The 13,771-nt window shown below is 56.1% G+C and carries 14 protein-coding genes; 10 read left to right on the top strand and 4 right to left on the bottom strand.

Going from position 1 to position 13,771, the window contains the following annotated elements; genetic code table 11:
- Positions 1–352: magnesium transporter (locus JHD62_RS13125; RefSeq protein ID WP_199103272.1), on the top strand; the 352-nt coding region annotated here is incomplete at its 5' end.
- A gap of 12 nt (positions 353–364) precedes the next feature.
- Positions 365–1,186 carry a peptide chain release factor N(5)-glutamine methyltransferase gene (gene prmC, locus JHD62_RS13130; protein ID WP_370541059.1) on the top strand — a complete coding sequence of 274 codons (822 nt, stop codon included), beginning with the start codon at positions 365–367 and terminating at the stop codon, positions 1,184–1,186.
- Between the two features lie 272 nt (positions 1,187–1,458).
- Here the strand turns inward: prmC and JHD62_RS13135 are convergent, their stop codons facing one another.
- Positions 1,459–1,938 (bottom strand): peptidylprolyl isomerase, encoded by a 480-nt coding sequence (locus JHD62_RS13135; RefSeq protein WP_045847609.1) that lies wholly within the window; start codon positions 1,936–1,938, stop codon positions 1,459–1,461.
- Positions 1,939–2,076: 138 nt separating this feature from the next.
- Between JHD62_RS13135 and JHD62_RS13140 the strand changes: the two genes are divergently transcribed.
- Both JHD62_RS13140 and JHD62_RS13145 read left to right on the top strand, forming a co-directional pair.
- Entirely contained in the window at positions 2,077–3,210 is a 1,134-nt protein-coding gene (locus JHD62_RS13140) for a cupin domain-containing protein (RefSeq protein ID WP_199103274.1), read from the top strand.
- Between the two features lie 265 nt (positions 3,211–3,475).
- Positions 3,476–3,688: a hypothetical protein gene (locus JHD62_RS13145; RefSeq protein ID WP_045847607.1), complete on the top strand. Its 213-nt coding sequence runs from the start codon at positions 3,476–3,478 to the stop codon at positions 3,686–3,688.
- A 134-nt stretch (positions 3,689–3,822) separates the two neighbouring features.
- Here the strand turns inward: JHD62_RS13145 and bamC are convergent, their stop codons facing one another.
- Together bamC and dapA are read right to left on the bottom strand one after the other, a co-directional pair.
- The gene (gene bamC / locus JHD62_RS13150) at positions 3,823–4,983 is read right to left on the bottom strand and encodes an outer membrane protein assembly factor BamC (RefSeq protein ID WP_199103275.1); all 1,161 of its coding nucleotides are present in this window, start codon (positions 4,981–4,983) and stop codon (positions 3,823–3,825) included.
- A gap of 25 nt (positions 4,984–5,008) precedes the next feature.
- Positions 5,009–5,884: a 4-hydroxy-tetrahydrodipicolinate synthase gene (gene dapA, locus JHD62_RS13155; protein WP_178972359.1), complete on the bottom strand. Its 876-nt coding sequence runs from the start codon at positions 5,882–5,884 to the stop codon at positions 5,009–5,011.
- A 174-nt stretch (positions 5,885–6,058) separates the two neighbouring features.
- Here dapA and JHD62_RS13160 point away from each other — a divergent pair, with 174 nt between their 5' ends.
- A complete protein-coding gene (locus JHD62_RS13160) occupies positions 6,059–7,690 on the top strand; it encodes an ABC-F family ATPase (protein WP_178972360.1) in 1,632 nt (543 codons plus the stop codon).
- A gap of 266 nt (positions 7,691–7,956) precedes the next feature.
- Positions 7,957–8,697, top strand: a complete 741-nt coding sequence (gene fabG, locus JHD62_RS13165) for a 3-oxoacyl-ACP reductase FabG (protein WP_199103276.1) — start codon at positions 7,957–7,959, stop codon at positions 8,695–8,697.
- Between the two features lie 127 nt (positions 8,698–8,824).
- On the opposite strand, the gene cysB is transcribed toward fabG, so the two are convergent.
- Complete coding sequence (cysB, locus tag JHD62_RS13170) at positions 8,825–9,769, bottom strand: HTH-type transcriptional regulator CysB (RefSeq protein ID WP_199103277.1); 945 nt, start codon at positions 9,767–9,769, stop codon at positions 8,825–8,827.
- 122 nt (positions 9,770–9,891) lie between these two features.
- Between cysB and JHD62_RS13175 the strand changes: the two genes are divergently transcribed.
- The 4 genes from JHD62_RS13175 to JHD62_RS13190 all read left to right on the top strand — a co-directional run bounded on the left by JHD62_RS13175 (position 9,892) and on the right by JHD62_RS13190 (position 13,710).
- The gene (locus tag JHD62_RS13175; protein WP_045847601.1) at positions 9,892–10,596 is read left to right on the top strand and encodes a phosphoadenylyl-sulfate reductase; all 705 of its coding nucleotides are present in this window, start codon (positions 9,892–9,894) and stop codon (positions 10,594–10,596) included.
- Positions 10,597–10,642: 46 nt separating this feature from the next.
- Positions 10,643–12,301: a nitrite/sulfite reductase gene (locus JHD62_RS13180; RefSeq protein WP_199103278.1), complete on the top strand. Its 1,659-nt coding sequence runs from the start codon at positions 10,643–10,645 to the stop codon at positions 12,299–12,301.
- Complete coding sequence (locus JHD62_RS13185) at positions 12,285–12,797, top strand: DUF934 domain-containing protein (protein ID WP_045847599.1); 513 nt, start codon at positions 12,285–12,287, stop codon at positions 12,795–12,797. Before JHD62_RS13180 ends, JHD62_RS13185 begins: the two co-directional genes overlap by 17 nt.
- Before the next feature lie 238 nt (positions 12,798–13,035).
- Complete coding sequence (locus JHD62_RS13190) at positions 13,036–13,710, top strand: OmpA family protein (protein ID WP_062787473.1); 675 nt, start codon at positions 13,036–13,038, stop codon at positions 13,708–13,710.
- Positions 13,711–13,771 lie beyond the last annotated feature (61 nt).

A 13,771-nucleotide genomic window follows, 5' to 3' on the forward strand; every position in this document is an offset into this window, starting at 1 on the left:
GACCATCACCATGATCGTACGCGCCCTGGCCATGGGGCAGATGCAGGTGAATCAGGCCTGGCGCTTGTGGCGCAAGGAACTGGGCGTCAGCATCTTCAATGGCCTGATCTGGGGCGGCGCAATTGGCCTCATCGCCTGGATGCTGTATGGCCGCCTGTCACTGGGACTGGTCATGCTGGCTGCCATGACGCTCAACCTGATGCTGGCCGCCACCATGGGCGTGTTGATTCCCTCGCTGATGCAAAAGCTGGGACGTGACCCGGCACTGGGTTCCAGCGTGCTGATCACCGCATGTACCGACTCCGGTGGCTTTTTCATTTTCCTTGGTCTTGCCACCCTTTTCCTGCTTTGATGATGAATCATGCTGACACTTGAACAGGCACTGCGCTGCCATCCCCTGCCACATCTTGAAGCACGCATGCTGTTGCAGCATGTCCGCCCAGGCCTGACCCATGCCCGCATAATTGCAGACCCGGACCTGCCGCTCACGGAAGACGAAGCCGTGTGTTTCGAGCAGTTGGCACAGCGCCGCCTGCAAGGCGAACCGATGGCCTATTTGCTGGGCGAGCGCGAATTTTATGGCCGCCCGTTTCGTGTCAGCCCTGCCGTGTTGATTCCCCGGCCTGAAACCGAACATCTGGTAGAAGCCGCCTTGCAGCGCGTGGTCACCCTTGAGCCAAAGCGTGTGCTGGACCTGGGCTGCGGCAGTGGTGCCATTGCCATCACCCTGGCGCTGGAAGCGCCGGCATGGCAGGTACAGGCGGTGGATTTGTCTTCAGCGGCACTTGAGGTTGCCAGTGGCAACGCCCAGCAGCTGGGTGCCGAGGTCCAGTTCCACCTGGGAAGCTGGTATCAGCCATTGGCAGGGCAGGGGGAGTTTGACCTGATTGTTTCCAACCCGCCGTATATCGAGCAGCGCGATCACCATCTGGATGAGGGCGATGTCCGTTTCGAACCGCGCATGGCCCTGACTGATGAGGCTGACGGGTTGATGTGCCTGCGCGCCATTATTGACGGTGCGCCGTCCCGGCTGAAGGCTGGAGCATGGATCATGCTGGAGCATGGTTATGATCAGGGCCCGGCAGTGCGGGACTTGCTGCGGCAAGCAGGATTGCAGCAAGTTGAAACCCTGGCAGACCTGGCCGGTCTGGATCGTGTCACGCTGGGGCAGATGCCTGCACCATAAGTCGCTGTCGTTCAGGGTGCATGGGCAAGAGCACCCTGACGCAGCCGGATGGACGCTTTATCCATCATCGACATCCTTTGCCCTGTATCAAGTGACAAATGCGATTCTGACGGCATGCTGTTGCCCGTCAACCAGCAGACCGACAGTGCCGTATTCGCGCGATCGGCAAGGTCGATGGCATTGAAAATGACACTGGCGCCTCGCCTGTCCGTTACCAGACAGGGAAGCGCCAGTGTCAGTCAGGCAATACGAAACGATTGCCCGTTTATTGCTTAGTGGTGATGGCCGTGTGCACCGTGAACGTGGCCGTGGCTGAGTTCTTCAGCACTGGCGGCACGTACTTCGGTAACCTTGGCAACAAAGCGGATGGTCTGGCCGGCCAGCGGGTGGTTGGCATCCACGATGGCCTTGCCGTCGGCGATGTCGGTTACGCGGAACAGCAGAACGTCGCCGGTTTCCGGGTCGTCTGCTTCAAACATCATGCCGACTTCCACGTCAGCCGGGAACACGTCCAGGTCTTCAACGCGAACCAGTTCTTCTTCCGGGTCGCCGAAAGCGTCATCCGGGCTCAGCTTGACGTCGACAGAGTCGCCAACGTTCTTGCCGTGCAGGGCCTCTTCCACCAGCGGGAAAATGCCATCATAGCCACCGTGCAGGTAAGCAATCGGCTCTTCGGTCTTGTCGAGAAGGTTGTTTTCCGCGTCGAACATCTCGTAGTGGAGGGTAACGACGGTATCTTTGGCGATTTGCATCAGAAATTGTCCGGGATGAAATGAAAAATCTTGACAGGCAGGGAGCACAGAAATTCCCTCTCCTGCAAGGAATGGTGCGGAACAGCCGCTTGAACGTATTGTAAACCATAGAAGGGCTCACAAGCCCGTGAAACTGCCATGAAACCGATGACATTACTGGGTGGCCTTACCCCAGAAGCCTTTCTCAAAGAATACTGGCAAAAAAAGCCCTTGCTGATTCGTGGTGCACTGACTGATGTCGGTCCCCATGTCGATTTCAAATGTCTGTCCGAGCTGGCGATGCAGGAGGATGTCGAGTCCCGCCTGATCGAAAACCGCAATGGCCGCTGGCATCTGGAACGCGGGCCTTTCCGTCCGGCACGCTTTCGCAAGCTGGGCGAAACCGACTGGACCATACTGGTGCAGAATGTGAATCATCATTTGCCGCATATCGACAAGATTCTGTGGCAATTCGATTTCATCCCGTTTGCCAGGCTGGATGACCTGATGATCAGTTATGCACCTCCGGGTGGCACGGTCGGTCCGCATTTCGATTCTTACGATGTATTCCTGCTGCAAGTCGGTGGCAAAAAGCGCTGGCAGATTTCCTCGCAGGCCGATGACGACTTCATCCCGGATGCCCCCATCCGCGTGCTGCAGGATTTTCGTGTCGAAGAGGAATTCGTGCTGGAGCACGGCGACATGCTGTATTTGCCGCCCAAATGCGCGCATTACGGCGTCGCACTCGAACCGGGCATGACCTATTCAATCGGTTTTCGCGCGGCACCGGCGCAGGAACTGGCCACGCAGTTCCTGGTTTATCTGCAAGACCACATCTGCCTTGATGGGCGCTATGCCGACCCGGAGTTGAAACGCCAGCCTGATCCGGCCCGCATCAGTGAAGAAATGGTGGAAAAAGTCAGCCAGATGCTCAGCCAGATTGTCTGGAACAAAGACACGGTGAGCGATTTCCTGGGTCACTACCTGACTGAGCCTAAGCCACATGTCTTCTACGATTCGCCTGACGACGAGCTGGATGAAGACGAATTTGCCAATGAAGTTTCCCGGCATGGCGTCGAACTGGACCGCAAGAGCCTGATCCTGTTCCATCAGGAAATGTTCTATTGCAATGGCGAAGTTCTCGAAATCGAACCGGCTGATGTTGCGGTGTGGCAACAGTTTGCCAATCAGCGCCATTTGTCGGCAGCCGACATCAGGCCGTCGTTATTGGGTGTGCTGTACGAAGGATATCTCGATGGATATTGGCATTTGTCGCCGTCTGTAGCAAAATAACCACATCAGATGTTCAAATGTACACATGGCAAGGCATCCAAGCGGCAAGCATCGGCGTTCAAACGCTCATTTTGCCGTGAATGTTGCACTGCGGAAGGTTGCCGGGCGATTGGTGGCATTTTTGCTACTCTCCCCCCCTACACAGCAATTTTTTTCGTGATACAATTTGCGCACTGAAAGATTTTCAGTCGCCCAGTCATTTCCAAATACAGCTTGGGCGATTAAATTGACGTCTTGTTAACTTATCTTTAAAGGTCAAGAAAAAATGAAACAGTCGCTCCTCGTTGCTGCCCTGCTGGCCGTTGCTCTGTCCGCTTGCGGTAAGAAGGCTGATGCTCCGGCTGAAGCTTCCGCTCCTGCTGTTGAAGCTTCCGCTCCGGCTGCTGACGCTTCCGCTCCGGCTGCTGATGCTTCCGCTCCGGCTGCTGACGCTTCCGCTGCTGCTGCTTCTGCTCCGGCTGCTTCCGCTGCTCAGTAATTCAGCGCGAAAGCACCAAAAAACCGGCTTCGGCCGGTTTTTTTATGTCCGTCATTTGCTGTTGTATGACCGATGTGAGGAATGAAATGAAAAAAGCCCGCGGAAGCGGGCTTTTTTGCTGCTGCGGCAGTTGCTTACTGCAACTCGGTCTGCAATTTGGACAGGACAGATTTGGCAAAGCTGTCGGAAAGAACCTGACCTTGCTTGTTCTGTACCACCAGCGAGCTGGTACCGTTGCCTTCTTCCTTGACCACCACGCGATATTCCGGAGCGCCGGAGTTTGCTTTCTGATCGGCGTCCTTGCTCTTCCAGAAAGCGAGGCCGGACCAGAAACCACCGCTGGACGACTCTTCCTTGTCCAGTTCGCCCTTGGCGGGTTTCACGAAGTAAATACCTTGTGAACGGTCGCGATCATTGACCACCAGACCAATACGGTCCAGCGCCAGACCTACACGACGCCAGGCACGGTCAAAACCGTCGTTGATGTTGAGTTTGCCATCAACAATGCTGTCTTTCGGCTTATCGGCAACCACCTGGGTTTTCTTGATTGCTTCCTTGGCTTTCTCTTCGTTGATACCCATGCGGATCATGAAGCGGCCCAGCAGCTCGGCTTCCAGATTGGGATCAACCGGACGCGGCTGCCACATGGTGTCCGATTTGCCTTCGTTGATGAAGGTTTCGTACATGCCGCGATGCGAGAAGTAGATCTCGGTGCCGTTGGCGGTTTTTTCCAGGCGGATGCGGAATTTGTCGCGCTCCGGTGTGGACATTGCGCCACCCAGGCCAACCGTTTCCATTAGCTTGCGAATACCATCGGACGGCAGCTTGGCGCGGTTTTCCGCCCAGTCAGTTTCCATGATGCCAAGGTCAGGCTCTTCGGTCTTGATGACAAAACCGTTTTCCTGCCAGAAGGCTTTCAATACCGGCCACAGTTCTGCGGGCGATTTGCCCTTCACCTCAAGCCAGCGCTGGGTGCCTGCGCGTTCCATGGTGATGTTGTCGATACTGTTGACGGCGACAGTATTGCCAGTCACGGCAGCCTGAACGGCGGCGGCTTGCTGGGTGGCTGCCACAGTATTGCTGTTGGCCAGGGCAGAAGCACTGCCGGTGGCCGGAATGACATATTTGTTCTGGATTTGCGGCGCGGTCAGGTCCGGCGGCACTTCCAGGGTGTTGCCCGCTTTGGGCGGTTCGGCGGACTTGTAGTCCAGTTTCTTTTCCAGCGGGTTGGAGGTGCTGCAACCAGCGAGAATGCCGGTTGCAAGCAGAATCGCGGCGGGCGCGCTTCGTTTCATGCGGACTCCCTTGTCGTCAGGGGGTTTAAATGAGTTCAGCCTGCTTCATGGCGGCCGTCAGCTGCGGGCGCAGGCTGTCCGACATCACATGAAGGGGAAGGCGGATGCCTGCAGGAATCATGCCCAGCTCTTGCAGTACCCATTTGGCCGGAATCGGGTTGGGTTCGGCAAACAGCTGCTTGTGCAGACCTTGCAACTTGTCGTTCAGTTCGCGTGCCAATGCCGCGTTACCGGCAATGGCGGCGTCACACATCTGGCTCATCAGCTTCGGTGCAACGTTGGATGTGACGGAGATGACGCCATTACCACCACACAGCATGAATGCCATGCCGGTTGCATCATCGCCGGAGTACAGCGCGAAGTTTTTCGGGACACGGCTGATCAGGTCGCAAGCGCGGCCGATATCGCCTGTTGCATCCTTCAGCCCGATGATGCCGGGCACTTCGGTGAGGCGCAGTACGGTGTCATTGTTCATGTCGGCAACGGTACGACCCGGTACGTTGTACAGGATTACCGGAATGTCGACACTTTCAGCAATTGCGCGGAAATGGCGGTACATGCCTTCCTGCGTCGGCTTGTTGTAGTAGGGCACCACGGAAAGGGTCATGTCGGCACCGGCCTGCTTGGCATGGGCAGCCAGTTCGATGGCTTCGGCGGTGGAGTTTGCCCCGGTACCGGCGATAACCTTGACGCGGCCCTTGGCCTGTTTGATGACCGCTTCGACAACAGCGATGTGTTCATCAACGGCAAGGGTGGCGGATTCACCAGTGGTACCAACGGCAACAATGCCGCTGGTGCCGTTGTCGATGTGGAAATCGACCAGGCGGGAAAGGGATTCGAAGTCGACCCGACCATCTGCGGACATCGGGGTGACCAGGGCAACCAAGCTACCGGTAAGCATAGTTCTGCCTATATCTAGGGATGAGGATTCAAAGTCTTCGATTGTAGCGGAATTCCCCTACGGGTCAAAAGCATGTCATTGCATTTGGTGCCAAGCGCCGGAATGTCGTGCTGATGTGTTAGAATCCACGGTTTTTCCGATACTTACGGCTGGATTGGCTGAAGGATCCCAAGCGTGATTACGACAAGCAACATTACCATGCAGTTTGGCGTGAAACCTTTGTTTGAAAAGGTTTCCGTCAAGTTTGGCGAAGGCAACCGTTATGGCCTGATTGGTGCCAACGGTTCCGGCAAATCGACTTTCATGAAGATTCTGGGTGGCGACCTGGAGCAGACCAGCGGCGAAGTGGCCATTGAAAACGGCCTGCGACTGGGTAAGCTGCGTCAGGACCAGTTTGCCTACGAAGACCAGCGCGTTATCGATGTGGTGATGATGGGCCATACCGAGATGTGGGCGGCAATGAGCGAGCGCGACGCCATTTATGCCAATCTCGAAGCCACCGAAGAAGACTACATGCACGCGGCCGAGCTGGAGGCCAAGTTTGCCGAATACGACGGCTACACTGCCGAAGCACGTGCCGGCGAACTGCTGATGGGTGTGGGCATTCCGGTGGAGCAGCACTTTGGTCCGATGAGTGAAGTGGCTCCGGGCTGGAAGCTGCGAGTGCTGCTGGCGCAGGCGCTGTTCTCCAACCCGGACATCCTGTTGCTGGACGAACCGACCAACAACCTGGATATCAACACCATTCGCTGGCTGGAGCATGTGCTGAACGAGCGCAACTCCACCATGATCATCATTTCCCACGACCGCCACTTCCTGAATTCCGTGTGTACCCACATGGCGGACCTGGACTACAACACCATCCGTATCTATCCGGGTAATTATGATGACTACATGATTGCCTCGGCCCAGGCACGCGAGCGTCAGCTGTCCTCCAACAGCAAGGCCAAGGAACGTATCCAGGAACTGCAGGAATTCGTGGCCCGTTTCTCGGCCAACAAGTCCAAGGCGCGTCAGGCTACTTCCCGTCTGAAGCAGGTGGACAAGTTGAAGTCGGAAATGGTGGAGGTGAAGCCTTCCAGCCGCCAAAACCCGTTCATCCGTTTCGAGACCGACGACAAGTTCAAGCTGCACCGTCAGGCCGTTGAAGTGGAAAACCTGAGCAAGGCCTACGACAGCAAGGTGCTGTTCAAGGACATGAGCTTCATTCTGGAAGCCGGTGCCCGCCTGGCTGTGATCGGCCCTAACGGCGCGGGTAAGACCTCGCTGGTCAAGCTGCTGGCTGGTGCGTTCGAACCCGCTTTTGCCGAAGGACTGACTGCAGACTACGGCAATATCAAATGGGCGGAAAAAGCCCAGATCGGTTATTTCGCGCAGGATCACGAAGCCGACTTCGACACCGACATGAACCTGACCGAGTGGATGCGCGAGTGGGGTCAGGAAGGTGACGACGAGCAGGTCATCCGTGGCACGCTGGGCCGTCTGCTGTTCGGCGGTGACGAGGTGACCAAGCCGGTACGTGTTCTCTCCGGTGGTGAAAAGGGCCGCATGCTGTATGGCAAGCTGATCCTGCAAAAGCCGAACGTGATGATCATGGATGAACCGACCAACCACATGGACATGGAGTCGATTGAATCCCTGAACATGGCGCTGGAAAAGTACAAGGGCACGCTGATTTTCGTCTCGCACGACCGTCAGTTCGTCAGCTCGCTGGCTACCCATGTGCTGGAGCTGGATGGCAAGGGTGGTTATGACTACTACACCGGCAATTACGAAGACTACCTGGCCAGCAAGGGTCTGGAATAAGCCGGAAATCGCTCTTTATTCAATGCCTTTGTCCTGTTGACAGGCGGGCTAGAGCGATTGCTTTACCGACGGGAGCAGGTGCGCTATATTGCAGTGCGACATCGTGTTGCGCTGCAAAATAGCACACGATGCTCCCGTTTTTTGTAGCAAAAACATAATAACGACAAGACCAAACAGGAACCCGATCTTGAATGGGTCGATGGTGGAGCCCGAAAGTCGACCCGACACCGGGTTGCCTGCAACCTCAAGTTAATGAAGGAAGAACCATGCGATTGAAAGGGAAAGTCTCCATCATCACTGGCGCTGCCAGCGGTATCGGTAAGGCGACTGCAGAGAAGTTTGTCAAGGAAGGTGCCATTGTTGCCGTCTGTGACCTGAACATCGATGCCGTGAATGTTGTGGTGGAAGAACTCAAGGCTCTGGGCGGGGAAGCTGTTGGCTACCAGGTCAATGTAACGGACAAGGCGCAGATTGCCGATATGGTTGGCGATCTGAAAAACCGTTTTGGCCGCATCGACGTGCTGGTCAACAATGCTGGTATCGTGATGGATGCCCAGCTGATCAAGATGACCGACGACCAGTTCGACAAGGTGATCGACATCAACCTGAAGGGCGTTTACAACTGCGCCCGCGCCGTGGTGGATACCATGGTTGAACAGGGTGGCGGTGTGATCCTGAACGCCTCCTCCGTTGTTGGCGTATATGGCAACTTTGGCCAGACCAACTACGCGGCTACCAAGTTCGGCGTGATCGGTTTTGTCAAAACCTGGGCCAAGGAGCTGGGCAAGAAGGGTATTCGTGCCAACGCCGTATGCCCGGGCTTTGTGGCAACCCCCATCCTGAAATCCATGCCGGAAAAAGTCATCCAGGCGATGGAAGACAAGGTGCCGATGAAGCGTATGGCCGATCCGACCGAAATTGCCAACGTCTATGCCTTCCTGGCCTCGGACGAAGCAAGCTACATCAATGGCGCCGCCATTGAAGTAACCGGCGGTTTGACGCTGTAAATAGCAGCAGGTCGACGCAGCAAAAGCGCCCCGGCATGCCGGGGCGTTTGTTTGTCGGGGCAGATGGCCTGCAGTTTGGAGCGGCTAACAAAATGACGTAGCGCTACAGCATTTTTATTGGCGACTCTTAATCGTCCAGATCAGTGTCATGGGCAAGCAGGGCGGCTTCCACTTCCCTGCGGTGCAGATGCGGTGCAAACAGTTCGACAAAGGTGTAGGCAAAACCGCGCAGATAGGCGTCCTTGCGAATGCCTATCTTGGTTGTCGAGGGCTCGAACAGATGTCCTGCGTCGATAATGCGCAAGCCTGCATCACGATTGGGCTCGAATGCCATGCTGGCGATGATGCCGATGCCCAGGCCCAGGGCAACATAGGTCTTGATCACATCCGTATCGATGGCGGTCAGCACGACATTGGGACTGAGGCCCTGGTCGGCAAAGGCTTTGTTGATTTTGGAGCGGCCAGCGAAGGCAAAATCGTAAGTGACAATCGGATAGCTGGCGATATCGGCCAGGGTGAGCGGGCGATCCAGCTGCAACAAGGGGTGATCCTGCGGGACAACCACCGAGCGGTTCCACTCATAGCAAGGCAGCATGGCCAGCTCTTTATAAAGAGCGATGCCCTCGGTGGCAACGGCCAGGTCCGCCTCACCAGAAACCACCATCTCGCAAATCTGGGTGGGGCTACCCTGCTTGATTGACAGCTTCACCTTGGGATAGCGTTGCACGAAAGCGGCAATGGTGGGAGGCAGGGCGTAGCGTGCCTGGGTGTGGGTGGTGGCAATGATGAGCGCACCTTCTGACTCGCGCGAGAATTCATCCCCGACGCGCTTCAGGTTTTGCGCTTCGCGCAGGATGCGCTCGGAAATGCGCAGCACTTCCTTGCCCGGTTCGGATACCGAAACCACGCGCTTGCCATTGCGGATGAACACCTGGATGCCCAGCTCGTCTTCCAGCAAGCGGATTTGTTTGGAAATGCCCGGTTGCGAAGTGTGCAGTTTCTCTGCCGCTTCGGACACGTTCAGACCCTGTTTGGCCACTTCGACCAGATAGCGCAGCTGTTGCAGTTTCATAAGACGGGCATATTCCATAAAACCTGTAGGCATTAAATACTAACACAATATTCTTTTAGGTTTATATAGGGCTTGGGTAGGATGATGCCCTAGCCAGACTTTACCTATTCGTGGAGCGCTCGATGAGCCTGGATGTAAAACTTGCAGCAACTCAAGCCCTGTTGACCGAAATTGCCGCCAAACACCCGGACGCAGTGCTGGCCAACAGCTATGGTGCCGAAGACATGGTGCTGACCGACCTGATCGCCCGCCTGTCCCTGCCGCTGCAGGTGTTCAGCCTGGACACCGGTCGCCTGCCTGCCGAAACCTATACCCTGATGCAGCAGGTAGCCGAGCGTTATCCTGCGGTAGCAGTCAAGGTTTACTTCCCGGAAACCGCTGCAACCGAAAGTTATGTCAACACGCATGGCATCAACGGTTTCTATCAAAGCGTTGAATTGCGCAAGTCCTGTTGCCAGATCCGCAAGATTGAGCCGCTGAAGCGCGCCCTGGCAGGCAAGTCGGCATGGATTACCGGCCTGCGACGCGAACAGTCGCCCACCCGGCAAGACCTGGGTAATCAGGAGTTTGACGCAGACAACGGCTTGATGAAATTCAATCCGCTGATCGAGTGGACCGAGGCCGAAGTATGGGAGTACATCCGCAGCAACGATGTGCCGTACAACGCCCTGCATGATCAGCGATATCCTTCCATCGGCTGCGCTCCTTGCACCCGTGCCATCACCGTTGGCGAAGATGTGCGAGCCGGACGCTGGTGGTGGGAAAACCCGGAATCGAAAGAGTGCGGACTGCACATCAAATCCAGTCCTCTCAAGCGCCCAGCATAAGGCTGGCCGTTCCTACCAGGCCAACCTTACCCAAGGACAAGCAACCATGTACCGTTATGATGAAGTCGACCATCGCATTGTGCGCGAGAGAGTTGAACAGTTTCGCGATCAGACTCAGCGCTTTCTGAGCGGCGCGCTGACCGAAGACGAATTCCGCCCACTGCGCCTGATGAATGGCCTGTATGTGCAGCGCCATGCGCCCATGCTGCGCGTGGCCATTCCCTATGGTCACCTGTCCAGCCGTCAACTGCGCAAGCTGGCGCACATTGCCCGCACTTACGACAGGAACTACGCACACTTCACCACACGTCAGAACATCCAGTTCAACTGGCCGGAACTGGCGCGCGTGCCGGATATTCTGGCAGAACTGGCCGAAGTGGAAATGCATGCCATACAGACTTCCGGTAATTGCGTGCGCAATACCACCACGGATGCCTTTGCCGGCGTCGCCCAGGATGAATTGCTTGATCCGCGTGCCTACTGCGAAATCATCCGCCAGTGGAGCACCCTGCACCCGGAATTTGCCTTCCTGCCGCGCAAGTTCAAGATTGCCGTATCCGGCAGCGTGGAAGACCGTGCCGCAACGCAAGTACACGACATCGGCCTGCATGTAGTGCGCAATGAGGCAGGTGAAGTCGGCTTCAAGGTGATTGTGGGTGGTGGCCTGGGGCGTACCCCGATTGTTGGCGAAGTGGTAAAGGAGTTCCTGCCCACCCGCCATCTGCTGACCTATCTGGATGCCGTACTGCGCGTCTACAACCGTTTTGGTCGTCGTGACAACAAGTACAAGGCGCGGATCAAGATTCTGGTCAAAGCCATGACAGTTGAGGGCTTTGCTGCCAAGGTCGAAGACGAATGGCTGCATCTGAAAGATGGCCCATCCACCCTGCGGGATGCGGATGTCGCCCATTACGCCAGTTACTTCACCGATCCGGCCTATGACGTGCTGCAGTCCAATCCGCCGGAACTGACAGAAAAACTGGCTGCAGAGCCTGCATTTGCCCGTTGGCTGGAGCGCAACACCCGTCCTCACAAACAGGCCGGCTATCGTTCTGTCGTACTGTCATTGAAGAAGACCGGCGTACCGCCGGGCGATATCACCGCAGAGCAGATGGACGCCGCTGCCGACTGGGCTGACCGCTTTGGTTATGGTGAGCTTCGTGTGGCGCATGAGCAGAACCTGATCCTGCCGGATGTACGCGAACGGGACTTGTATGAAGTATGGCAACTGGCCAAGAGCCAGGGTTTTGCCACCCCCAATATCGGCTTGCTCACCGACATCATCTGCTGCCCTGGCGGTGACTTCTGCAGCCTGGCCAATGCGCGTTCCATTCCGGTTGCCGAAGCCATCCAGACCCGCTTTGAGGATCTTGATTACCTGTTCGACCTCGGCGAGATTGATTGCAATTTCTCCGGCTGCATGAACGCTTGCGGTCACCATCACATCGGTAATATCGGCATTCTTGGTGTGGATAAGAATGGTGAGGAGTGGTATCAGATCACGCTGGGCGGCAGTCAGGGAAGTCATACCACCATCGGCAAGGTGATTGGCCCTTCCTTTGCCCAGGCTGATGTGCCACTGGCTTTTGAAAAAATCATGACGGTCTATCTGGAGCAGCGCACGAACGGAGAGCGCTTTATTGAAACCGTACGCCGTATCGGCCTCGACCCCTTCAAGGAGCGCGTGTATGCGAAGCATCATTAAGGATGGACAAATTACGCAGGACAGCTGGCAGGTATTGCGTGCTGATGAGCAAGGCCAATACCCGCAAGTGGCTGCGGATGTCGATGTGATCGTTCCCCTTGCATTGTGGCTGGCGGACAAGTCTGCCTGGCAGGGCCGGGTTGGCAAAACGGCAGTGTGGCTGGCTCCGGATGCCGATCCGGCCTTGTTGGCCGCTGATTTGCCGGACTTGCCTCTGGTTGCGGTCGATTTCCCGGCTTTTACGGATGGTCGCGGTTACAGTCTCGGTCGCTTGTTGCGGGAGCGCTACAGCTATGCCGGTGAGCTAAGAGCGCTCGGCGACGTATGGGTGGATTTGCTGCACTATCTGTGGCAAGTCGGCTTCAATGCCTTCGAAATCAAGGATGGCAAGGACACTGATGGCGCGCTGGCCGGATATGACACCTTCACGGAACGTTACCAATCGACACACAGGGAACCTGTTCCGCTGTTTCGTCGGCGTGTAACATCTCAGTGATAGTGTCGTGTGAATGAGACAGAATGACGGCCTGGCTGCAGATTTATGATGCTTTTCTGCAACAATTCCGCTGCTTTTGCCGTCGTGCTGTGTTGACACCGGATAGACGCATTTCTATAGTGCCCGTTAACTGCATAAACACAGTTTGGCGCTTACCCTGTTGTTTGCAGTAGAATTGTCCGCGTGGTGTTTGCGTCAACCGCATCAATACCGATTCATAGATAAAAGAGGGAATAATATGACTAAACAGCTGAAACTGAGCGCCTTGGTTGCTGCTCTGCTGGTTTCCGCTAGCGCGTTCGCAGCTAAGCCGGGCTACACCGTTGATCAATCCACCGATGCCGTTTCCCGTAACAACTACGGCGAATGCTGGCATACCGCTTACTTCGACAAGGCCAAGGAAGGCCTGGTTGAGTGTGGTGATCGCGAAGCTGCCAAACCGGCTGCTCCGGTAGCTGAAGCTCCGAAGGCTGCTCCGGTTTCCGTGAAGGAACATGTAACCCTGTCCGCCAAGGTACTGTTCAACTTCGACAAGGCTACCCTGCGTCCGGATGCCAAGAGCGAACTGGATCCGCTGGTTGCCAAGCTGAAGGCTCACGCTGGCGAAGGTCATCTGAATGGTGTTGAGATCGACGGTTACACCGACTTCATGGGTTCCGACAAGCTGAACAACGCTCTGTCCCAGAAGCGTGCTGATGCTGTTAAGGCTTACTTCGTTGACGCTGGTGTACCGGCTGAGAAGGTTACTGCCGTAGGCAAGGGCAAGGCTGATGCCAAGATGACTGACGAGTGCAAGGCCAAGTTCCCGAAATACGCCAAGAACAAGAAGCAGAATGCTGAAATCAAGGCCTGCATCGAGCCGGATCGTCGTGTTGATGTTGTAATCGACGCCGTTAAGGTTACCACCAAGTAATTTGCGCTGGTAAACACTGAAAAGCCCCACAAAAGTGGGGCTTTTTTGTTTTGTCACTTCT

This window comes from Aquitalea sp. ASV11 (assembly GCF_016429185.1).
GTDB classification, from domain to species: domain Bacteria; phylum Pseudomonadota; class Gammaproteobacteria; order Burkholderiales; family Chromobacteriaceae; genus Aquitalea; species Aquitalea pelogenes.

Coding starts and splice junctions, on each gene's coding strand:
- JHD62_RS13175 (WP_045847601.1), top strand. CDS start 9,892: ATGAGCCTGGATGTAAAACTTGCAGCAACTCAAGCCCTGTTGACCGAA.
- JHD62_RS13185 (WP_045847599.1), top strand. CDS start 12,285: ATGCGAAGCATCATTAAGGATGGACAAATTACGCAGGACAGCTGGCAG.
- JHD62_RS13180 (WP_199103278.1), top strand. CDS start 10,643: ATGTACCGTTATGATGAAGTCGACCATCGCATTGTGCGCGAGAGAGTT.
- JHD62_RS13135 (WP_045847609.1), bottom strand. CDS start 1,938: ATGCAAATCGCCAAAGATACCGTCGTTACCCTCCACTACGAGATGTTC.
- JHD62_RS13145 (WP_045847607.1), top strand. CDS start 3,476: ATGAAACAGTCGCTCCTCGTTGCTGCCCTGCTGGCCGTTGCTCTGTCC.
- fabG (WP_199103276.1), top strand. CDS start 7,957: ATGCGATTGAAAGGGAAAGTCTCCATCATCACTGGCGCTGCCAGCGGT.
- bamC (WP_199103275.1), bottom strand. CDS start 4,983: ATGAAACGAAGCGCGCCCGCCGCGATTCTGCTTGCAACCGGCATTCTC.
- cysB (WP_199103277.1), bottom strand. CDS start 9,769: ATGAAACTGCAACAGCTGCGCTATCTGGTCGAAGTGGCCAAACAGGGT.
- dapA (WP_178972359.1), bottom strand. CDS start 5,884: ATGCTTACCGGTAGCTTGGTTGCCCTGGTCACCCCGATGTCCGCAGAT.
- JHD62_RS13140 (WP_199103274.1), top strand. CDS start 2,077: ATGAAACCGATGACATTACTGGGTGGCCTTACCCCAGAAGCCTTTCTC.
- JHD62_RS13190 (WP_062787473.1), top strand. CDS start 13,036: ATGACTAAACAGCTGAAACTGAGCGCCTTGGTTGCTGCTCTGCTGGTT.